The sequence below is a fragment of the Streptomyces luteolus genome, assembly GCF_029968015.1.
Taxonomy (GTDB): Bacteria; Actinomycetota; Actinomycetes; order Streptomycetales; family Streptomycetaceae; genus Streptomyces; species Streptomyces luteolus.
Window position 1 is genome coordinate 1 of the sequence record NZ_JASCIS010000051.1, and the last position, 21303, is coordinate 21303.

The 21303-nt window shown below is 71.7% G+C and carries 19 protein-coding genes; 13 read left to right on the plus strand and 6 right to left on the minus strand.

Annotated features, from left to right (window positions below):
• The 4 genes from sucB to QIT00_RS32715 form a co-directional block, all read left to right on the plus strand.
• Positions 1 to 998 (plus strand): 2-oxoglutarate dehydrogenase, E2 component, dihydrolipoamide succinyltransferase (gene sucB / locus QIT00_RS32700; RefSeq protein WP_282539093.1); only part of this gene is annotated, 998 nt, incomplete at its 5' end.
• Between the two features lie 228 nt (positions 999 to 1226).
• Positions 1227 to 1850, plus strand: a complete 624-nt coding sequence (locus tag QIT00_RS32705; protein ID WP_282539139.1) for a GntR family transcriptional regulator — start codon at positions 1227 to 1229, stop codon at positions 1848 to 1850.
• A 362-nt stretch (positions 1851 to 2212) separates the two neighbouring features.
• A complete protein-coding gene (aceE, locus tag QIT00_RS32710; protein ID WP_282539094.1) occupies positions 2213 to 4909 on the plus strand; it encodes a pyruvate dehydrogenase (acetyl-transferring), homodimeric type in 2697 nt (898 codons plus the stop codon).
• A gap of 235 nt (positions 4910 to 5144) precedes the next feature.
• Positions 5145 to 6116 carry a helix-turn-helix transcriptional regulator gene (locus tag QIT00_RS32715; protein ID WP_282539095.1) on the plus strand — a complete coding sequence of 324 codons (972 nt, stop codon included), beginning with the start codon at positions 5145 to 5147 and terminating at the stop codon, positions 6114 to 6116.
• Here the strand turns inward: QIT00_RS32715 and QIT00_RS32720 are convergent.
• Positions 6107 to 7126 carry an SDR family oxidoreductase gene (locus tag QIT00_RS32720; protein ID WP_282539096.1) on the minus strand — a complete coding sequence of 340 codons (1020 nt, stop codon included), beginning with the start codon at positions 7124 to 7126 and terminating at the stop codon, positions 6107 to 6109. The two genes, QIT00_RS32715 and QIT00_RS32720, sit on opposite strands and share 10 nt — an antisense overlap.
• Positions 7127 to 7250: 124 nt before the next feature.
• Between QIT00_RS32720 and QIT00_RS32725 the strand changes: the two genes are divergently transcribed.
• Positions 7251 to 7775, plus strand: a complete 525-nt coding sequence (locus QIT00_RS32725; RefSeq protein WP_282539140.1) for a DUF4240 domain-containing protein — start codon at positions 7251 to 7253, stop codon at positions 7773 to 7775.
• A 22-nt stretch (positions 7776 to 7797) separates the two neighbouring features.
• Here QIT00_RS32725 and QIT00_RS32730 read toward each other — a convergent pair whose 3' ends face one another.
• Positions 7798 to 8946, minus strand: coding sequence for a PP2C family protein-serine/threonine phosphatase (locus QIT00_RS32730; protein ID WP_282539097.1), 1149 nt, complete (start codon positions 8944 to 8946; stop codon positions 7798 to 7800).
• A 134-nt stretch (positions 8947 to 9080) separates the two neighbouring features.
• Positions 9081 to 9875, minus strand: coding sequence for an SDR family NAD(P)-dependent oxidoreductase (locus tag QIT00_RS32735; RefSeq protein ID WP_282539098.1), 795 nt, complete (start codon positions 9873 to 9875; stop codon positions 9081 to 9083).
• Positions 9876 to 9986: 111 nt separating this feature from the next.
• On the opposite strand from QIT00_RS32735, the gene QIT00_RS32740 reads away from it, so the two are divergent.
• On the plus strand, positions 9987 to 10643 hold the full coding sequence (locus tag QIT00_RS32740) for a TetR/AcrR family transcriptional regulator (protein ID WP_282539099.1): 657 nt from the start codon (positions 9987 to 9989) through the stop codon (positions 10641 to 10643).
• Between the two features lie 137 nt (positions 10644 to 10780).
• Here QIT00_RS32740 and QIT00_RS32745 read toward each other — a convergent pair whose 3' ends face one another.
• The gene (locus QIT00_RS32745; protein WP_282539100.1) at positions 10781 to 11272 is read right to left on the minus strand and encodes a GNAT family N-acetyltransferase; all 492 of its coding nucleotides are present in this window, start codon (positions 11270 to 11272) and stop codon (positions 10781 to 10783) included.
• A 127-nt stretch (positions 11273 to 11399) separates the two neighbouring features.
• On the opposite strand from QIT00_RS32745, the gene QIT00_RS32750 reads away from it, so the two are divergent.
• A complete protein-coding gene (locus tag QIT00_RS32750; RefSeq protein WP_282539101.1) occupies positions 11400 to 12302 on the plus strand; it encodes a TIGR01777 family oxidoreductase in 903 nt (300 codons plus the stop codon).
• Positions 12303 to 12556: 254 nt separating this feature from the next.
• Positions 12557 to 13933: an NAD(P)/FAD-dependent oxidoreductase gene (locus QIT00_RS32755; RefSeq protein WP_282539102.1), complete on the plus strand. Its 1377-nt coding sequence runs from the start codon at positions 12557 to 12559 to the stop codon at positions 13931 to 13933.
• Between the two features lie 194 nt (positions 13934 to 14127).
• On the opposite strand, the gene QIT00_RS32760 is transcribed toward QIT00_RS32755, so the two are convergent.
• Complete coding sequence (locus QIT00_RS32760; protein ID WP_282539103.1) at positions 14128 to 15570, minus strand: regulator; 1443 nt, start codon at positions 15568 to 15570, stop codon at positions 14128 to 14130.
• Between the two features lie 241 nt (positions 15571 to 15811).
• On the opposite strand from QIT00_RS32760, the gene lipB reads away from it, so the two are divergent.
• The 4 genes from lipB (at position 15812) to QIT00_RS32780 (ending at position 18936) form a co-directional block, all read left to right on the plus strand.
• Positions 15812 to 16642, plus strand: coding sequence for a lipoyl(octanoyl) transferase LipB (lipB, locus tag QIT00_RS32765; protein ID WP_282539104.1), 831 nt, complete (start codon positions 15812 to 15814; stop codon positions 16640 to 16642).
• Between the two features lie 120 nt (positions 16643 to 16762).
• Positions 16763 to 17728, plus strand: a complete 966-nt coding sequence (gene lipA / locus QIT00_RS32770; RefSeq protein WP_282539105.1) for a lipoyl synthase — start codon at positions 16763 to 16765, stop codon at positions 17726 to 17728.
• Positions 17729 to 18000: 272 nt separating this feature from the next.
• Positions 18001 to 18204 (plus strand): SCO2195 family GlnR-regulated protein, encoded by a 204-nt coding sequence (locus QIT00_RS32775; RefSeq protein ID WP_282539106.1) that lies wholly within the window; start codon positions 18001 to 18003, stop codon positions 18202 to 18204.
• A gap of 30 nt (positions 18205 to 18234) precedes the next feature.
• Complete coding sequence (locus QIT00_RS32780; protein WP_282539107.1) at positions 18235 to 18936, plus strand: DUF4191 domain-containing protein; 702 nt, start codon at positions 18235 to 18237, stop codon at positions 18934 to 18936.
• Positions 18937 to 19139: 203 nt separating this feature from the next.
• Here the strand turns inward: QIT00_RS32780 and QIT00_RS32785 are convergent, their stop codons facing one another.
• Positions 19140 to 19607, minus strand: a complete 468-nt coding sequence (locus tag QIT00_RS32785) for an RDD family protein (RefSeq protein WP_282539108.1) — start codon at positions 19605 to 19607, stop codon at positions 19140 to 19142.
• Between the two features lie 212 nt (positions 19608 to 19819).
• Between QIT00_RS32785 and glnA the strand changes: the two genes are divergently transcribed.
• Entirely contained in the window at positions 19820 to 21229 is a 1410-nt protein-coding gene (glnA, locus tag QIT00_RS32790) for a type I glutamate--ammonia ligase (RefSeq protein ID WP_282539109.1), read from the plus strand.
• Positions 21230 to 21303 lie beyond the last annotated feature (74 nt).

Here is a 21303-nt window from a genome sequence, read left to right on the forward strand (position 1 = left end):
CGGCCGCCCCGGCTCCGGCCGCGCCCGCCGCTCCCTCCCCGGCCGCCCAGGCCCCGGCTCAGGTGGACGACGGCGCGTACGTCACCCCGCTGGTCCGCAAGCTCGCGTCGGAGAACGGCGTGGACCTGTCGACCGTCAAGGGCACCGGCGTCGGCGGTCGTATCCGCAAGCAGGACGTCATCGCCGCCGCGGAGGCCGCCAAGGCCGCCGCCCCGGCCGCTGCCGCTCCGGCCGCCGCTGCCGCGCCGAAGGCCCCGGCCCTGGAGGTCTCTCCCCTCCGCGGCCAGACGGTCAAGCTGCCGCGCATCCGCAAGGCCATCGCGGACAACATGCACAAGGCGCTGCAGGAGCAGGCGCAGCTGTCCTCGGTCATCGAGGTCGACATCACCAAGCTGATGAAGCTGCGCGGCAAGGCCAAGGACGGCTTCGCCGCCCGCGAGGGCGTCAAGCTCTCCCCGATGCCGTTCTTCGTCAAGGCCGCCGTCCAGGCGCTGAAGGCCCACCCGGTCATCAACGCCCGCCTGAACTACGACGAGGGCACGATCACCTACTTCGACTCCGAGAACGTCGGTATCGCCGTCGACTCGGAGAAGGGCCTGATGACCCCGGTCATCAAGGGTGCGGGTGACCTCAACATCGCGGGCATCGCCAAGAAGACGGCGGAGCTGGCCGACAAGGTCCGTACGAACAAGATCGCTCCGGACGACCTGTCGGGCGCCACCTTCACGATCTCCAACACGGGTTCGCGCGGTGCGCTCTTCGACACGGTCATCGTCCCGCCGAACCAGGTCGCCATCCTGGGCATCGGTGCCACGGTGAAGCGCCCCGTCGTCATCAACCACCCGGACCTGGGCGAGACCATCGCCGTCCGTGACATGACGTACGTGACGCTCTCCTACGACCACCGTCTGGTGGACGGCGCCGACGCCGCCCGCTACCTGACCACGGTCAAGCAGATCCTGGAGGCGGGCGAGTTCGAGGTCGAGCTCGGCCTCTGACCTGCGGGTTCCCGTAGTACGTCAGCGCCCCCGTCCGGAGCTCTCCGGGCGGGGGCGCCGCCGTGTGCCTACCCGTCGGGCCGCCCGCGCGCGAGCGGCCCCGTAGCAGCCCCGCGTGACGGATCCCGCACCCCCCGCACATCCCAAGGTCGTGGTGAACGCCGTATCGTCGTCCCATCGCACCTGCCTGAGGAGCCACCACCCATGAGTTCGAGCCCCGGGACGGCCATGTCCGCGCCCGTCGTCCACTCGCTGCGCGACCAGATCCGCGAGCACATCGTGGAGGGGATCGTCAGCGGCCGCTGGAAGCCGGGCGAGCGCATCGTGGAGCGCCGGATCGCGGTCGAGTTGGAGGTCAGCCAGACCCCGGTGCGGGAGGCGCTGCGCGAGCTGGAGTCGCTCCGCCTGATCGAGTCGGCGCCGAACAAGGGCGTCCGCGTACGGAATCTGACCGCGGCCGACCTGGAGGAGAGCTACCCGGTACGGGCCGGCCTGGAGCAGATCGCCGCCGAACTGGCCGCCGACCGCCTCGCCGAGGACTGCTCGGCCCTGGAGGCGCACGTGACGCCGCTCTACGAGGCCGACCGGAACGCCGACGGCACGGCACAGGTGCGGCACACCGTCGGCTTCCACCGCGAACTGGTGCGCGCCGCGGGAAACTCCGTGCTCCTGCACACCTGGGAGGGCCTGGGCATCGAGGTGTTCACGGCCCTGTCGATCCGCTGGCTCGGCACGGTCCAGCAGTCGTACGCGGAGGAGCACGAGGCTCTGGTCGCGGCTTTCCGGCGGCGCGATCCGCAGATCGGGGCGCTGGTCAAGGAGCACGTTCTGGGGTGCGCACCCCGAGCTTGACCGTTCCTTGCTGTGGACCACGGCGCCGTCGATCGCCCTTCGGGCTCGTCCTCAAACTCCCCCAGCTACCGCTGGGAGGTGCCCCCAGACAGGCTGGATCTGCTCACCTGCCGCGCGTGACGCCCAAAAGTGCGTCCACTTTGACCGAATTAGGCGGCACCCCGTGCCCGAACCCCAGGCACGGGGTGCCGATTTCTCTACGTAGAGAAATTTCTCCCCTCAACCCTTTGATCGATCATCGATCAGCGGCTTACAGTCGACGGCGGGCTGCACCCAGCCCGCCGCCCTGTCCTGCCAGATAGGGCCATCTCCACCCCCTCTTCCGCGATGTCGCGGGAGAACCTGTCCGGAAGGCGTCGATCATGACCGACCCCGTAGGCAAGCTTCCGAGCCAGCTGGACCAGCTGCCGGACCGCGACCCCGAGGAGACCGCCGAGTGGGCGGCCTCCGTGGACGCCGTGAGTGAGCACGCCGGTACGCATCGCGCGGAGTACCTGCTGCGCCGTACCCTCCAGCACGCCGAGGACGCGGGCCTCGCCCTCCCCCGGCTCCTGGAGACGGATTACGTCAACACCATCCCCACCTCCGCCGAGCCCGCCATCGAGGGCGACGAGGAGCTGGAGCGGAAGATCACCGCGTGGAACCGCTGGAACGCGGCCGCCATGGTGACCCGCGGCTCCAAGCACGGCGTCGGCGGCCACATCGCCACCTTCGCCTCCGCCGCCTGGCTCTACGAGACGGGCTTCAACCACTTCTTCCGCGGCAAGGAGCAGGACGGCTCCGGCGACCAGCTCTACATCCAGGGCCACGCGTCGCCCGGCATCTACGCCCGCGCCTTCCTGGACGGCCGCCTCAGCGAGCAGCAGCTCGACCACTTCCGGCAGGAGGCGGGCGGCAACGGCCTCCCGTCGTACCCGCACCCGCGCCGCCTGCCCTGGCTGTGGGAGTTCCCCACGGTCTCCATGGGCCTCGGCCCGCTCTCCGCGATCTACCAGGCGCGGTTCAACCGCTACCTGACCAACCGCGGCATCAAGGACGTCTCCAGCTCCCACGTGTGGGCGTTCCTCGGTGACGGCGAGATGGACGAGCCCGAGTCGACGGCGGCACTCGCACTCGCCTCGCGCGAGGGCCTGGACAACCTGACCTTCGTCATCAACTGCAACCTGCAGCGCCTCGACGGCCCGGTCCGCGCCAACTTCAAGATCGTGCAGGAGCTGGAGGCCCAGTTCCGCGGCGCCGGCTGGAACGTCGTGAAGTCGCTCTGGGGCAACGCCTGGGACGAGCTCTTCCAGCTCGACACCAACGGCGCCCTGGTCCGCCGCATCCGTGAGGTCCCGGACGCGCAGATCCAGACGTACCAGACGCGTGACGCCGCCTACATCCGCGAGCACTTCTTCGCGGGCGACCCGGCGCTCGTCCAGCTCGGCAAGTCGCTCAGCGACGACAAGATCATCGAGTGCTTCCAGCTGTCGCGCGGTGGCCACGAGCCGCGCAAGGTGTACGCCGCGTACAAGGCCGCCCTCGCGCACAAGGGCGCGCCGACCGTGATCCTGGCCCAGACGGTCAAGGGCTTCACGCTCGGCGAGGGCTTCGCGTCGAAGAACGCCAACCACCAGATGAAGAAGCTCACGGTGGACGAGTTCAAGAACATGCGCGACCTGCTCGAACTCCCCATCAAGGACAGCGACTTCGTCGACGGCCAGGTGCCTTACGGCCACCCCGGCGCCGACTCTCCCGAGGTCCGCTACCTCCAGGAGCGCCGCGCCGCCCTCGGCGGTCCGGCCCCGGCCCGCCGCACGCAGCCGCTGCCCGCGCTGCCCGAGGCCGCCGCGAAGACCTTCGCCGCCTTCGACAAGGGCTCCGGCTCGCAGTCGGTGGCGACGACGATGGCGTTCGTGCGTCTCGCCAAGGACCTGATGCGGGACAAGACCTCCGGCAAGCGCTGGGTCCCGATCGTCCCGGACGAGGCCCGCACCTTCGGTATGGAGTCGCTGTTCCCGGCGCTCGGCATCTACTCGCCGAAGGGCCAGACGTACGAGCCGGTCGACCGCGACCAGTTGATGTACTACCGCGAGGCCAAGGACGGCCAGATCCTCAACGAGGGCATCACCGAGGCCGGCTCGATGGCCGACTTCATCGCCGCGGCGTCGTCGTACGCCACGCACGGCGAGACGATGATCCCCTTCTACATCTTCTACTCGATGTTCGGCTGGCAGCGCACGGCCGACCAGATGTGGCAGCTCGGCGACCAGCTCGGCAAGGGCTTCCTGATCGGTGCCACGGCCGGTCGTACGACGCTGACGGGTGAGGGTCTCCAGCACGCCGACGGCCACTCGCCGATGATCGCGGCGACCAACCCGGCGGCGCTGACGTACGACCCGGCGTTCGCGTACGAGGTCGCGGCGATCGTCAAGGACGGTCTGCGGAGGATGTACGGCGAGGCCGCGCCCGGCGAGGACTCGAACGTCTTCTACTACCTCACGGTCTACAACGAGCCGATGCCGCAGCCCGCGAAGCCCGAGGGCGTCGACGAGGGCATCGTGAAGGGCCTGTACCGCTTCAACACGTCCGAGTCCGCGGGCCTCTCCGTCGCCTCGGACGCCCCGCGCACCCAGCTGATGTCCTCCGGTACGGCGATCCACTGGGCGCTCAAGGCGCAGCGGCTGCTGTCCGAGGAGTGGGGTGTCGCCGCCGACGTATGGTCCGCGACCTCCTGGACCGAGCTGCGGCGCGACGCCCTGGAGTCCGACGCGGCGCTGCTGCGCGGCGAGGAGCGCACGCCGTACGTCCGCCAGGCGCTGGAGGGTGTCACCTCGCCGGTGCTCGCGGTCACGGACTACATGCGGCAGGTGCCGGACCAGATCGCGCAGTGGGTCGAGCAGGACTACACGTCCCTCGGCGCGGACGGCTTCGGCCTCTCCGACACCCGGGACGCGGCCCGTCGCCACTTCGGCGTCGACGCGGAGTCCATCGTGGTGGCGGCGCTGGCGCAGCTTGCACGCCGCGGTGAGGTGTCCGCTGCCGCGGTCAAGGAGGCCCGGGAGAAGTACGGGCTCTGAGCCCTGTCTCGTAGGTCGGCCCCCGTCACGCTCGTCGTGGCGGGGGCCGGTTCCATTTCCCCACCCCGCCCCTTCCCGAAAGCCTGCGGCGCTTCGGGGGCCAGCCCCCGGACCCCCGCTCCTCAAACGCCGGAGGGGCTGGAATTGGCCCGCACAATTCAGCCCCTCCGGCGTTTGAGGAGGCCCGTCCGGCGAGGACTTTCGGGAAGGGGCGGGGTGGGGAAAGAATCACCGCATGCGTGCCGCTCGCCTCATCAAGATGGTGCTTCTGCTCCAGAACCGGCCCTCCATGACCGCCGCCGAGCTCGCGGCCGAGCTCGAAGTCTCCGAGCGCACCGTGACCCGCGACGCCCAGGCCCTCTCCGAAGCCGGCGTCCCCGTGTACGCGGACCGAGGCCGCCTCGGCGGGTACCGGCTGATCGGCGGCTACCGCACCCGCCTCACGGGCCTCGCCCGCAGCGAGGCGGAGGCGCTGTTCCTGTCCGGCGTGCCGGGCGCCCTGCGCGAGATGGGGTTGGAGGACGCCGCGTCCGCCGCCCGCCTGAAGGTCTCGGCGGCGCTGCTGCCCAGCCTCCGGGACGCCTCGCGCAGCGCCTCGCAGCGGTTCCACCTGGACGCGCCTGGCTGGTTCCGGGAGGCGGACCCGCCCGAGCTGCTGCCGGTCGTGGCCGACGCGGTGTGGGACGACCGCCTCGTCACCGCCCGCTACCGCCGCCAGGACACGGAGGTGGAGCGGGAGTTGGAGCCGTACGGGCTGATCCTGAAGGCGGGTGTCTGGTACCTGTGCGCCCGCGTCCCGGAGCACAAGGCCCACCGGGTGTACCGGATCGACCGGTTCACCTCCGTCACGCCCGGCGAGGAACGCTTCGTACGGGACGAGGAGTTCGAGCTGCCCCGGTTCTGGGAGGAGCGGGCGGAGCAGTTCGCGCGCTCGATCCTCCGCTCCGCGGCCGTCCTGCGCCTCTCCCCCGCGGGCGCGCGCAGGCTGCCGTACGTCACCGGCCCGGCCGCCGCCCGCGAGGCCCTGGAGGCGGCCGGTCCCGCGGACGAGCAGGGGTGGGTGCGGATCGTGCTGCCGGTGGAGAACGACGAGGTCGCGTACAGCCAGCTGATCGTGCTCGGCGCCGAGTGCGAGGTGCTCGAACCGGCCGCGCTGCGCGGCCGGTTCACGGAGACGGCCGCCCGGCTCGGGGAGCTCTACCGGTAACCGGTGACGTCCGCTTCGGGGGCGGTCTGGTCGACCTCCGTCAGGTAGCGCCAGGCGTCCGGCGCCGAACCGTCCACGTCGGTCACGCCGTACTCCCGCGCGAGTCCGCCGCTGGACAGGGACGTGCCGTTGAACCGGGCGAGGTCCGGGTCGGCGGCGAGTGCGGCGAGGGTGCGGCCGATGTAGGTGGGGGTCTCGGAGATCGCGAAGTGCGGGTTCTGCTCGCAGCCGTCGAGCCAGTTCTCCTCGGTGACCTTGAAGTACGTGTCGAGCATCGCCTCGGAGCGCAGCCAGCCCGGCGTCAGGGCAACCGCCGTGCAGCCGTACTCCTTGAGTTCCTCGGCGAGGCCGCGGGCCATCCGCAGCGGGGCCGACTTGGCGAGGTCGTAGTAGAACGGCTCGCGGTAGCGGCGGTTGTACTCCTCGGTGCCGTCGGTGACCTCCACCACCAGGCCGCCGGGGTTGCGGATCAGCAGCGGCAGGGCGCAGCTGCTGGTGACGATGTGGGACTCCACCCCGAGGCGCAGCACGCGCAGGCCCTTGTCGAGGTCGTGCTCCCACATCTTGCGGCCCCACTCGACGTGGACGTCACCGCCCCAGATGTCGTTGACCAGGATGTCGAGCCGGCCCTGCTCCCGGTCGATCCGGTCGACGAGCGCGCGGACCTGCTCGGGGTCGAGATGGTCGGTGGGTACGGCGACGCCCCGGCCGCCGGACTCCGCGCCCGCCTCGGTGACGAGTTCGGCGGTGCCTTCGATGGTCTCGTCGTCGCGGCCGACCTCGCTGGTGTGCTCGCGGGTGGTGCGGCCCGTCGCGTACACGGTGGCCCCGGCGCGCCCGAGCTCCACGGCCATGGCCCGGCCCGCACCCCGGGTCGCGCCCGCGACCAGGGCGATCTTTCCGCGGAGCGGGCCGGAAGCGGTGGCGGAGGTTCCAGGGTCGGCTGCGGAGGTTCCAAGGCCGGCCGCGGAGGTTCCAAGGCCGGCTGCGGGTGTTCCTTTGTCGGTCATACGGAGAGCCTGGCAGCGAATCCGGACATCTTCTGTCTGGAAGGCGGCGGCGCGCGGTCGTACCAGTAACAAGAGCCGCACTCCGGGTGCGTCGGCCCCGCCCAGGCACGATGCTGGTCCCGTGATGGACGAGACGGAGTTCTGGGAGCTCATCGACAGCACCCGCGCGGCCGCCGACGGCGACCCGGAGGACCACGCCGACCTGCTCGTGGAACGCCTGGCACGACTCGACCCGGACGCCGTCCTGGACTTCGCCCGCCACTTCGAGGCCCGCTACAACCGCGCCTACCGCTGGGACCTGTGGGGCGCGGCCGCCGTCCTGCTCGACGGGGCCAGCGACGACGCCTTCGACTTCTTCCGCTGCTGGCTGATCGGCCAGGGCCGGGAGGTCTTCGAGGGCGCCCTGCACGACCCGGACACGCTCGCCGACCTCCTGGACGACTTCGACGAGGAGATCGACGGCGACGCCGAGGAGTTGGGGTACGCGGCCGACGAGGCGTACGAGCAGTTGACCGGCACGGTCGCCGCCGACCTGGGCATTCCGCCCGCGCCCGCCGAACCGCAGGGCACGCCCGTCGACTTCGAGGACGACACGGCGCTCGCCCGCTACTACCCGAAGCTGTGGGACCGGTTCGGGGCGCAGGACTGACCACCCCTGACCAGGCCACGGCTCAGGGCCCGGGGTCGGGGTCGGGCTCCGCTGCCATCGGCGCCAGGACCAGCAGCGCCACATCGTCCTTGACCTCCCCCGCGAAGCCGCGCAGATCCCGCCACAGCGCGGACACCAGCAGCTCCGGCTCCCCCTCCCGCACCTCCAGGGGCAGCGCGTCGAACCGGGCCACCGGCACATACAGCTCGCCCTGCGCGTCCCGCGCCTCGGAGAGGCCGTCGGTGTGGGCGAGGAGCTGGTCGTCCGGTGCGAGGTCGAGGAGGAGCCGGTCCGGCGGGGCGTACGCGGTCAGGCCGAGGCCGAGCGGAGTACCGGGCTCCGGCGCCAGCTCCTCGGCCGCCCCGGTGCGAAGGAGCAGGGGCGGCGGGTGTCCGCAGGACAGGATGCGTACGGTCGGCGCGCCCGGCACGAACTCGAGGAGCAGCGCGGTGGCGAACAGCTCTGCGTGCTCGGCGCGGGCGTTGTCCGTGACAAGCCGCCGGTCCAGCTTGGCGGCGACGCCTTCGAGGTGCGGCTCGTCAAGGACGGCCTCGCGGAACGCCCCGAGCAGCGCGGCCACGGTGCCCACGGCGGCGAGCCCGTGCCCCTGCACATCCCCCATCAACGCCCTTACGCCCCAGGGTCCTTCGCGTACGTCGTAGAGGTCGCCGCCGACCAGGGTGCCGCGCTCGGCCGCCCGGTACAGGCCCGCGCAGCGCACCCGGCCGACGTGTTCGGTCAGCGGGGGCATGACGGCGAGCTGGGCGGCCTCGGCGACGGAGCCCACGCTGACCAGCTGGGCGTCGCGGCGGCACCGTACCCAGGAGATGCCGACGCTGAGCACCGCGACGAACGCGATCATGAGGAGGTCGCTGTGGACCGGCTGTTCGGGCACCGGGGTCGGCAGGGCGGCGACGGCCAAGGCCACGGCGCCCATGCAGCCCGTGGCGACCGGCCCGTACGCGAGGGCGGCGAGCGGCGGCGTGGCGGCGAGCAGCAGCCCCAGCTCGATCTCGGGCGGGGTGAGGATCTGCACCGTGCCGAGCACGACGAGCAGGAGCGGCGGCGCCAGGCGGGCCCAGCTCGGCGGGCCGGCGCCGCGGCGCAGCCAGGTCGCCTGCCCGCCGCCGCGCGCCTTGGCGTGCCGGTGGCGGTCGGCCGCGCCGGTCACGCTCCCGTTCCGGGGGTTCCGGGACGTTGGGGGCTCATACGGCCACCCTGCGGCGCGGCCCGCTCGGGCGCACCTCGGGCCGGTCGGTCAGGGTGACCTGCGGGCCCTCTCCCCGCGCCCGCCGAAGGCCGGGTTCAGAAGTGCGTGCCGCCGTCGATGCGGATCTCCGTACCGGTGATGAACCGGCCGTCGTCCGAGGCGAGCATCGCGACGACGGAGGCGACCGTCTCCGGCCCGGCGAAGCCCTCGCCGAGCGCGGGGGCGAGCTTGACGAAGAGGCTCATGTCGGCGTCCTCGGGCAGGCCGGGGCCGATGCTCTGGCGGCTGGCGCCGGAGCCGTCGGTCATTCCGGAGGAGATGGATCCGGGCTGTACGGCGGTGAAGCGGATGCCCTGCTTCCCGTACTCGCTCGCGAGGGCGTGGGTCATCGACTGGATGCCGCCCTTGCTTGCCGCGTACGCCGCCATGTACGGGTGGGCGAACATCGCCGAGGTCGAGCTGAAGTTGACCACCGCCGGGCCCTCGCCGCGGAGCAGCGCCGGGATCGCCTCGCGGATCATCAGGAACGTGCCGGTGAGGTTGACGGCGATGACCTGGTTGAAGGCGTCCAGGGTCGTCTCGTGGGTGTGCGAGGAGCGCAGGATGCCGGCCGCGTTGACCAGGGCGTCCAGGCCGCCGAGCGTCTCCACGGCGGCGGCGACACCGGCGCGGACCGCGGCCTCGTCGGCGATGTTCAGGACCAGGGTGGTGAGCCGCTCCGCGTCCGCGCCGGCCTTCGCGACGGTGTCCTTCAGGCCGTCCTCGCTGATGTCGGCGGCCACCACGCGCCCGCCCTCGGCGAGCATGCGGACGACGGTGGCCTGGCCTATCCCGGAGCCCGCGCCGGTGACGAGGACGCGGCGGCCCGCGTAGCGATCGAGGTTCTGCATGACCTGCTCCCTGCTGTGTTCTTCCGGCGGTTCCGGCATTGCCCTACCGGTGGTTCCGGCTTCTCTTCACTTGCAGAGTACGCCCATGTGGCACATTTTGCCATCATGGCGATGCATGCCAGAGAAACGCCGGGGCTAGGGCTGGGGGCGTACGCTTCCGGCGTGAGCACCTCTTTGACCGAGCGCCGCAAGGCCGCCACGCAGCTGGAGATCGCGCACGCCGCGGCCGAGCTGTTCACCGAACTCGGCCCGGACGCCACGACGACCGAGGCGATCGCGGGCCGCGCCGGTGTCGGACTGCGCACCTTCTACCGCTACTTCCGCAACAAGCAGGACGCCGTGGGCCCACTGCTCTCCGTCGGCGGTGAGCAGTGGCGCGCCCGCCTCGCGGCGACGGAACCCGGCACCCCGCTTCCCGAGGCCCTGCACGCGGCCGTCGAGGACGCCCTCACGCCCAGCGACGACGCCGCGGTGGACGGGCTGCGCCAGACCCGCGGACTGCTCCGTGCCGCGGCCGACGACCCGGCGCTGCGGGCGGTCTGGTACCGCGTGAACCAGGAGTCCGAGGAACAGCTCAGGCCGGTGCTCGCCACCCTGCTCGGCCCGGACGCGGAACCGCTGCGGGTCCGCCTCGCGGCGGCCGCGGCGACGGCCGCGATCCGGATCGGCCTTGAGACCTGGGCGGAGCGGGAGGACACGGACGTACGCCACCCCGGCGCACCCGCGGAGCTCGCCCTGCGCTGCCTGCGGGAGCTCATGCCCGGCTGACGGGCCCGCGCCTCGGAGGGGTCAGAGGGAGCGCCGCATGAGTCGGAGGGTCAGAGGGAGCGCCCCATGAGTCGGAGGGTCAGAGCGAGCGCCCAACGACTCGGAGGGTCAGAGCGAGCGCCCCACGACTCGGAGGGTCAGAGCGAACGCCCCATGAGTACGTCGTCCACGTACTCCCCGTCCAACAGGAACTCCCCCGGCAGTACGCCCTCCACGACGAAGCCCTCCGTCTCGTAGAGCGCGCGGGCCGGGGTGTTGTGGCCGAGCACGCGGAGCGTGACGCGACGCGCCCCCTGCTCGCGCGCCAGTGCGCAGGCCGCTCTGATCAGCGCGCGACCGAGGCCACGGCCGCGCGCACGGTCGGCGACGGCCAGGCCCTGTATCTGCCGCACATGGGCGTTGACGGCGAGCGGGGTGGGCGGCACCAGGCGCACATAGCCCGCTATCGCGTCGTCGACGACGCCCACGAGGAAGTCGTCCGGGGTGTGCCGTTCGTCGAAGAACGACCCGCCCGGCTCGGGCCTCGGCGTCACGGCGTGCAGCCGCGACCACGTCTCCCGGTCGAGCGCGGCGAGCGCACTCTCGTCGGACGGCTGGGCGGGGCGGATGCGGGCGTCGGCGAGCGGCATGCCTGCCAGCGTAGAACCGGGCACTGACAGTGAGACTTGTGGTGGCGCTGTTCAGTCCGGCCGGGCGGCGGAGAACCGGCCAGGCCATAGGTGCCGACTCCCGTCCTCTCTGGGCAGGATGGACCCCATGGACGCCACACAGCGCATCGTCATCGCGGGCGCATCCGGCCTCATCGGCTCGGCCCTCGCGCGCTCGCTCGTCGCGGACGGACACCAGGTGCTGCGCCTGGTCCGCCGGCCCGCCGAGACCGCCGACGAGGTCGAGTGGGACCCGAAGCGCGGCCGCGTCCGCGCGGCGGCGCTGGCCGGCTGCGACGCGGTGGTCAACCTGGCCGGGGCCGGTATCGGCCACCGCCGCTGGACGGACGCGTACAAGCGGGAGTTGCGGGACAGCCGCGTACTCGGCACCGCCGCCCTCGCCGAGGCCGTGGCCTCCCTGGACACCCCGCCCCGGGTCTTCCTGAACGGCAGCGCGGTCGGCTACTACGGCGACACCGGCGACCGCGCGGTGGACGAGACCGCCCCGGCGGGCGACGGTTTCCTGTCGTCCGTGTGCGTGGAGTGGGAGGAGGCGGCGGGCCCGGCGGTGGAGGCCGGGGTGCGCACCGTGTTCTCCCGCACCGGCCTGGTGGTCGCGCGCGAGGGCGGCGCCTGGGGCCGGATGTTCCCGCTGTTCAAGGCGGGCCTCGGCGGCAGGCTCGGTGGCGGCGGGCAGTACTGGAGCTTCATCGCCCGGCACGACGAGGTGGCCGCGCTGCGCCATCTCCTCGACACGGACTCGCTGTCCGGGCCGGTCAACGTGACGTCGCCGCACCCGGTGACCAACCGCGAGGTGACGGCCGCGATGGGCCGCGCCCTGCACCGGCCCACCCTCTTCCCGGTGCCCTCGCCCGCGCTGCGCCTGGGCCTCGGCGAGATGGCCTCGGAGGTGCTCGGCAGCCAACGCGTCCTGCCCACCCGGCTCTTGGAGTCGGGCTTCCGCTTCGCGTTCCCGACGATCGACGACGCGGTACGGGCGGCGCTGCGCTGAGCCACCGCCGGACAGGACCCTAGGTCGTGTCCGCAAGTCTCAGTCGTCGGCGCGAAACCGGCCACGCTCCGATGCGCCCCCGGCGTACGCCCGAATGAGCTGTACGCGATCGAATGCGACCGCGTGCGACCGTGCTCGGTGCGTGCGCGACTGCACCTGACCGAAACCCCTCCTAACCTCGTGCCGAACTCGGGTATTCCTGGGTCGAGTTGGGGCATCACGACCCCAGCAGCCGCAACCTCGGGGAGGGGCACGTGCAGGAGCCCGCGGAACAGGCGGACGTCGTCATCGTGGGAGCTGGGCTCGCCGGGCTCTCCGCCGCCCTCCAGCTGACCGAAGCCGGGGTGAGCACCGCCGTCCTGGAGGCGGCCCCCGCTGTCGGCGGCCGGATGAGCACCGAACGGATCGATGGATTCCGGCTCGACCGGATCGGCCGCCTGCTCTCCACGGCCGATCCCGAACTGCGCCGTATCCAGGCCCTGGACGCCCTCGCGCTGCGTACGTTCGCGCCGGGCGTCCTGGTCCACAGCGGTGGCCGCGTCCACCGCACCTGGGAGGCCGGGAGCGCCCTGAGCGCCGCGCTCAGCGGGCGCCGGAGCGCGAGGGGCGCACGGGGCGCACTCAGCGCCGCGCGTGCGCTGGCCGGTACACCACGGGCGCCGCTGCCCGCGCTCCGCCCGCAGCGTGCCCGCCCCGCCCTGAGCGGACCGCTCGACCACGCCCGGCTCGGCGCGGCCCTGACCCGGCTCGCCGCCACCCCGGTGGACCGCCTGCTCACCCGGCCCGAACTGTCCACCGCCCAGGCCCTGTTGACGCGCGGACTGCCCACCCGTACCGTCGACGGCTTTCTGCGCCCGCTGCTCGCCGCGCTGCTCTGCGACCCGGACCTGGAGACGTCCAGCCGCTGCGCCGACCTCGCGCTGCGCGGCTTCGCCCGGGGCCGGCTCGGTGTGCCCGCGGGCGGCGCCGACACCCTGCCGGCCCTGCTCGCGGCCGCGCTGCCGCCGGGCACGGTGCACACCGGGGTGAAGGCGGTGGAGGTCGCCACCACCTCCGTACGCACCGCCGATCACGGTGAACTGCCGTGTCGCGCCGTGCTGTTGGCGACCGGGGCGCGGCAGGCCGCCGAGCTGTTGCCCGGCCTGCGGATGCCGTCGTTCCACGCGGTGACCGTGTTCCACCACAGCGCCCCCGAACCGCCGCTCGCCGAGCCCGCGTTGCTCCTGGACGCCGACCGCGCGGGTCCCGTCGCACACACGGCCGTGATGAGCGAGGTCGACCCGTCCCGCGCTCCCGCGGGCCGCGCCCTGATCACGTCCGTGGTCCTCGGCCCGCCCCCGGCCGAGCGCGAGGTGCGGTCCCGGCTCGCCCGGCTCTACGGCACGTCCACGGCCCACTGGGACCTCCTCGCCGTCCACCACGACCCGGAGGCCGTCCCCGCGATGCCCGTCCCGCACGACCCGCGCCGCCAGGTCCGGATCCTCGCGGGCCTGTACGTGTGCGGCGACCACCGGGACACCAGCACGGTCCAGGGCGCGCTGCACTCGGGGCGGCGGGCGGCGCGGGCGGTGCTGCGGGATCTGGGGGTCGCGCCGCAGCGGGGGGTACGAACGGTTTCTGCGGCGGCGTAGGTCCGCCCACCCCCGCGCCCTCCGGGCGATCTTTTCCCCTCCCCGCCCCTTCCCGAAAGTCCTGCCGGACGGGCCTCCTCAATCGCCGGAGGGGCTGAATTTTTCAGCCCCTCCGGCGATTGAGGAGCGGGGGCCCGGGGGCGGAGCCCCCGAAGCGCCGCAGGCTTTCGGGAAGGGGCGGGTAGGGGAAAAGCTCAACCGATCGCCGCGACCCTGTCCCGGTACCCCCGCACCGGCATCGCGTCCCGATAAGGCTCCAGTCGGCGCTCGAAGTCCCGTACGTACTCGAGGGCGCGAGCCGACCGCATCTCCGAGGCCTGCTGAGCCGCCTCCGCGCCGAGCGCGCAGGCCTGGTCCAGCTCGCCGAGGCCCAGGCGGGCGGTGGCCAGGACGACCCGGCTGAAGAGGCGCGAGCGGGCGAACGCGGGCGCGCGCAGATGCAGGGAGCGCTCGGCGTGCTGCGCGGCCGCCCGGTACTGCTGCAGGTCGCGGTGGCAGTGCCCGAACTCGTCGGCGAGCTGCGCCTCGTCGAAGAACCGTGCCCAGTGCGGCACTTCGTCGCCGGGCCGGGCGGCTTCGAGGGCGCGTTCGGCCCGTACGAGTGCACCCGTGCAGGCGCGGACCTCGCCGAGGACGCCGTGCCCGCGTGCCTCCACGGCGTGCAGCAGTGCCTGCACCACGGGCGGCGCCGCCGCGCCCACGCCCTGCTGCGCGACCCGGGCGAGCTGCACCGCCTCCCGCCCGTGCCCGAGATAGACCGCCTGCCGGCTCATCGTGACCAGCACATAGCTGCCGTACGCCCGGTCCCCCGCGGCCTGCGAAAGCCGCAGCGCCTGGACGAAGTACCGCTGCGCGAGTCCGTGCGCCGCGATGTCGTACGAGGTCCAGCCCGCGAGCCGGGTCAGGTCGGCGGCCGCCGCGAAGAGCCGGCGCCCGGTCTGCTCGCCGTAGACCCCGCGCAGCATCGGCTCGGCCTCGTGCTCCAGGTACCGCACGAGCGCCTGGCGGGCGTGGCCGCCGCCGTAGGCGTGGTCGAGGGCGCGGAAGAGTTCGCCGACGGAGCGGAGCGCCGCGATGTCTCCGCCGGTCACCTTCTGGCCCGGGCCGCGCTCGGTCTGGGAGCGCTGGCGGGGCACGGAGGCGCGGCCCTGGACGGGGACCCGGGCGCCGTTCGCCGGTTCCCCCCGGCCGACCCGCTCGTCGGCGCGGCCGATCAGCCAGTCCCTGCTGGGCACGACGAGACCGGCCGGGGTGAAGGCGATCTTCTGCAGCTCGGCGTGGCTGCCGGAGTCCTTGCGCCACAGGCCGCTGACGATGTCGACGGCCTCCTCGGGCGAGCCGGCGAACTCCAGGCCCGCGTAGACCGGGGCGCAGGCATCGAGCCCGAGGTCCTGGGCGGAGAGGCGGCGGCCGAGTCTGCGGGTGAAGACCTCGGCGATCAGGGCGGGCGTGGTGCCGCGGGGCTGCTGGCCGCGCAGCCAGCGCGTCACGGAGGTCTTGTCGTAGCGCAGGTCGAGTCCGTGCTCCAGGCCCAGTTGATCGACCCTGCGGGCGAGCCCCGCGTTGGAGAAGCCGGCCTCGGCGATCAGCGCGGCTAGTTGGCGGTTGGGCGTGCGCTGCGGGGGTCGGTCCGTCATCGGCTCTGCGGTCTCCTGCCTTCCGGGCCGGTGTGCAGCCCTCATGGAACGGCGCGAATTTAGCGGCCGTCGGCGCCCTCATCGCAGCCCTGGCCTCGCATTCATCCGATCGTGTGAGGATTGGGCGAGGATGTGACGGGGTTCGGCCGCCACGGGCGACTCGAACGGGTTGCGCGCCGGGTCGTACAGTGGCTCGGGGCGCGAAACGTGCACGGTGAAAGTTTTCAGGGAGGCGCTTGCCGTGAGTGAGCTGCGATTCGTACGTCTGGGCTTCGGCCCGGACAAGGTCGACTACGTGGAGACCTGGGAGGAGCAGCGCCGGGTGCACGCCGCCCGCTTCGCCGACGAGGTGCCCGACACCTGCCTGCTCCTGGAGCACCCCTCCGTCTACACCGCGGGCCGCCGTACGGCCGACAGCGAGCGGCCGCTCGACGGCACCCCGGTCGTCGACGTGGACCGCGGCGGCAAGATCACCTGGCACGGACCCGGCCAGCTCGTCGGCTACCCGATCCTGAAGCTGCCGCGCCCGGTGGACGTCGTCGCGCATGTGCGCCGCCTGGAGGAGGCGCTGATCCGCGCGTGCGCCGAGTTCGGCGTGGAGACCAGCCGGGTCGAGGGGCGCAGCGGTGTGTGGGTGCTCGGCGATCCGGTGGAGCAGCGCCTCGGCGGGCTCTCCCTCGACTTCGACCCCCGGCTGCAGGACGAGGAGTTCGACCCGCGGATGAACGGCCCGGAGTACGCGCCGTCCAACGCGGGCCAGCGCCGGGAGGACCGCAAGCTCGCCGCGATCGGCATCCGCGTCGCCAAGGGCGTCACGATGCACGGCTTCGCGCTCAACGTGAACCCGGACAACACCGAGTTCGACAGGATCGTGCCGTGCGGGATCCGGGACGCGGGCGTGGCCTCGCTCTCGGCCGAGCTGGGCCGCGACGTCACGATCGACGAGGTCCTGCCGGTCGTCGAGAAGCACCTGCGGGACGTACTGGAGAACGCGGAGCTCAAGCCGCGCGAGGTCGTCCGCGAGAAGGAGCCGGAGCAGGCGCCGGAGCCCGAGCCGGAGCCGGCCGTCTGACCGGAGGAGACGCCGCAGGGAATGCGGGCCGCCGTCCACAGGTTGGCCGCACTGAAGAGCGTACGAACGACGGGCGTACCCTGGTGTACGCCGAAGAATCGAAGCTGTAGGGAGCCGGTCGTGTCCGCAGTCGCACCCGACGGACGCAAGATGCTGCGCCTGGAGGTCCGCAACAGCCAGACCCCCATCGAGCGCAAGCCCGAGTGGATCAAGACCCGGGCGAAGATGGGCCCCGAGTACAAGGACCTGCACAACCTCGTCAAGAGCGAGGGCCTGCACACCGTGTGCCAGGAAGCGGGCTGTCCGAACATCTTTGAGTGCTGGGAGGACCGCGAGGCCACGTTCCTCATCGGCGGTGACCAGTGCACGCGGCGCTGTGACTTCTGCCAGATCGACACGGGCAAGCCGCAGGCCCTCGACGTCGACGAGCCGCGTCGCGTCGGTGAGTCCGTCGTGAAGATGGACCTGAACTACGCCACCATCACCGGCGTCGCCCGCGACGACCTGGAGGACGGCGGCGCCTGGCTGTACGCGGAGACGGTGCGCCAGATCCACGCGATGACGGCGGAGCGCGAGGCCGGGCAGACGAAGGTCGAGCTGCTCATCCCCGACTTCAACGCCGAGCCGGACCAGCTGGCCGAGGTCTTCTCGTCCCGCCCCGAGGTGCTCGCGCACAACGTGGAGACGGTGCCGCGGATCTTCAAGCGGATCCGCCCCGGCTTCCGCTTCGAGCGCTCGCTCAAGGTCATCACCGAGGCCCGCGAGGCCGGCCTGGTCACGAAGTCGAACCTGATCCTCGGCATGGGCGAGACCCGTGAGGAGATCAGCGAGGCGCTCCAGCAGCTGCACGACGCGGGCTGCGAGCTGATCACGATCACGCAGTACCTGCGCCCGACCGTGCGCCACCACCCCGTGGAGCGCTGGGTCAAGCCGCAGGAGTTCGTGGAGCTGAAGGAGGAGGCCGAGGAGATCGGCTTCTCCGGTGTGATGTCCGGGCCGCTGGTCCGCTCCTCGTACCGCGCGGGCCGGCTGTTCAAGATGGCCGTCGAGAAGCGTGGTGAGTACGCCGCCTCCCAGGCGGTGTGAGCGACGGGTGAGCCGCGGCCCAGGACGCCGTGTGAACTCCCGCACAAGTGACTACTGGCCGGTATCGGCTGCGACGACGCGGTCCGTACGGTCCCCGCAGGTAGGGGCGCCGTACGGGCCGCGTCAAGTTTTCCGGGCCCCGCATCAAGGCTTCATAGGTGTTTGACCGGCCCGCCATGCGCTGGTAACACCAATCTGTGACGCTGGCACTACGCCACGTACCCCCCGCGCACTTCCCGCTCCGTCCGGTCTTCCAGAGAGGGACCCCCGCCATGCAGGCCGCGCCCGTACGCGCCACCGCCATCCCTTCCGTCACCGACGCTCTGCGCGCCGTCGAGTCGCTGCTGATGGGCAGCGGCCAGCGCACCGCCCGCCGTAACGCGTGGTCCTCGGTCGTGGAGGACCGGCGCCGAGCCAAGGACCGGGTCGAGGCCCAGCGGGTGCTCGAGGCGGCCAGTACGGCCCGCACGTCGTAGTCCGTTCGAAGGGCACGTAAACTTCCAGTCATGGCGAGGAAGGACGACGCAGCGAGCGCTGCGAACCCAGGGCGGCTCAAGCAGATCGCTCTCACTTACAAGATGACCCGGCGGGCCGACTCCAAGATCGGTCTCGTTCTAGCCGCAGTGGGAATCGTCACCTTCGGTGTCCTTCTCGGGATCGGCCTCCTGATCGGATACCCGGTTTATCTGGGCATCCTCGGCGTGCTGCTCGCCTTCCTGGCGATGGCGATCGTCTTCGGCCGCAGGGCCGAGAAGGCGGCGTTCGGTCAGATGGAGGGGCAGCCCGGTGCGGCGGCCGCGGTGCTCGACAACGTCGGCCGCGGCTGGACCACGACCCCGGCGGTGGCGATGAACCGCAGCCAGGACGTGGTGCACCGCGCGGTCGGCAAGGCCGGCATCGTGCTGATCGGCGAGGGCAACCCGAACCGGCTCAAGGGGCTGCTTGCCGCGGAGAAGAAGAAGATGGCCCGGATCGTCGTCGACGTACCGGTGCACGACTTCATCGTCGGCGACGGCGAGGGCCAGGTCCCGCTGAAGAAGCTCCGCACCACGATGCTGAAGCTCCCGCGCGTGCTCGCCGGTCCGCAGGTCACGCAGACCAACGACCGCCTGAAGGCGATGGGCGACCTGATGAGCAACATGCCGCTGCCCAAGGGGCCGATGCCCAAGGGGATGCGGATGCCCAAGGGTGGGCCCAAGATGCGGTGACGCTGGCCGCTTGTCTTTCTACGTTGATGGGGCGCCGGGGATTTCCCGGCGCCCCATCAACGTAGGCGGATGTATTCGTGCCGTCGGCTCGGGCGCCCTTGATCGCCCTTCGGGCTCGTCCTCAAGCGCCGGACGGGCTGGATTTACCGGGCGCGGGCAGGATGGACCCGTCACGGGCAGATGCCTGCCGACCAGACTCGGGTCTAGATACGGACCTGGATCGCCTTGGCCAGGCGGTCGTGGAGGCCGCGGCCGTCGCGGTCCCAGATCAGGGCCGGGATGGCGAGGCACAGGAGCAGGCTGCGGAGCAGGACGCGGCCGATGCCCAGGCGGCCGCCGTCCTCGCCGACCACGCGCAGGCCGAACAGGCGCTTGCCCGGGGTGGAGCCGACCGTGCCGACGGTGAGCACGCTCAGGACGAGGAAGATACCGAGGGCCCAATTGCCCATCACCTGCTGGTTGCCCTGAGCGAAGAGGCCGTATGCGATGAGCATGCAGCCGGCCCAGTCGACGACGACCGCTCCGAAGCGGCGGCCGAGCGGGGCGATGGCGCCGGGGCCCTCCTCGGGCAGACCCAGCTGCTGGCCCCGGTAACCGAAGTCGGCGCCCATGTCCTCGGCCGCCTGGCGGGGGCCGGAGAGCCACGATCCGATTGCCTGTCTGTTGTCCACCCGTCCACGGTACTGCGCCCCCTTTCGCACCCCGGAGGCCGGGTCGCGGAAGGGCGCTCGGCCCGTCGGTCGGTTAACTTCGACGAAACAAATGGGTCATGCTTGAGAAATCCCCTGTCCTTATGGTCAGGACCAGCGTGTGCCACCGCACTGGCCGCACTCAAGCGAGACATCCCCGGCTCCACCCCGGACCGGGAAGTAGGAGGAGCCGGATGTTCCAGAACGCCGACGATGCCAAGAAGTTCATCAAGGACAATGACGTCAAGATGGTCGACGTCCGGTTCTGCGACCTCCCGGGCGTGATGCAGCACTTCACGATCCCGGCGACGGCGTTCGACCCGTCCGAGGAGCTGGCCTTCGACGGCTCGTCGATCCGCGGCTTCCAGGCCATCCACGAGTCGGACATGGCGCTGCGCGCCGACCTCTCGACGGCTCGCGTGGACCCCTTCCGCCGCGACAAGACGCTGAACATCAACTTCTTCATCCACGACCCGATCACGGGCGAGCAGTACAGCCGTGACCCGCGCAACATCGCGAAGAAGGCCGAGGCGTACCTCGCGTCGACCGGTATCGCCGACACCGCGTACTTCGGCCCCGAGGCCGAGTTCTACGTGTTCGACTCGGTCCGCTTCGAGACGTCCGCGAACCAGGGCTTCTACCACATCGACTCCGAGGCGGGCGCCTGGAACACCGGTGCGGAGGAGAACAACCGCGGCTACAAGGTCCGTTACAAGGGCGGCTACTTCCCCGCCCCGCCGGTCGACCACTTCGCCGACCTGCGCTCGGAGATCTCCCTCGAGCTGGAGAGCGCCGGCCTGCAGGTCGAGCGCCAGCACCACGAGGTGGGCACGGCCGGCCAGGCCGAGATCAACTACAAGTTCAACACGCTGCTCGCCGCGGCCGACGACCTGATGCTCTTCAAGTACATCGTGAAGAACGTCGCCTGGCGCAACGGCAAGACCGCGACCTTCATGCCGAAGCCGATCTTCGGTGACAACGGCTCGGGCATGCACGTCCACCAGTCGCTGTGGCAGGGCGGCAACCCGCTCTTCTACGACGAGCAGGGCTACGCGGGCCTCTCGGACACCGCCCGCTACTACATCGGCGGCATCCTCAAGCACGCCCCGTCGCTGCTCGCCTTCACCAACCCGACGGTGAACTCGTACCACCGCCTGGTGCCCGGCTTCGAGGCCCCGGTCAACATGGTGTACTCGCAGCGCAACCGCTCCGCGGCCATGCGTATCCCGATCACCGGCTCGAACCCGAAGGCCAAGCGCGTCGAGTTCCGTGCGCCGGACCCGTCCTCCAACCCGTACCTGGCCTTCTCGGCGCTGCTGCTCGCCGGCCTGGACGGCGTCAAGAACAAGATCGAGCCGGCCGAGCCGATCGACAAGGACCTGTACGAGCTGGCTCCCGAGGAGCACGCCAACGTCCAGCAGGTCCCGACCTCCCTCCCCGCGGTCCTCGACGCCCTGGAGGCGGACAACGAGTACCTGCAGCAGGGCGGCGTCTTCACGTCCGACCTGATCGAGACGTGGATCGACTACAAGCGCACGAACGAGATCGCCCCGATCCAGCTGCGCCCGCACCCGCACGAGTTCGAGCTGTACTTCGACCTCTAAAGAGCGGGCACCCACCGGTGCCGACGGCTTCTTCCGGGCCCCCGCCGATCGTCCCCCGACGACCGGCGGGGGCC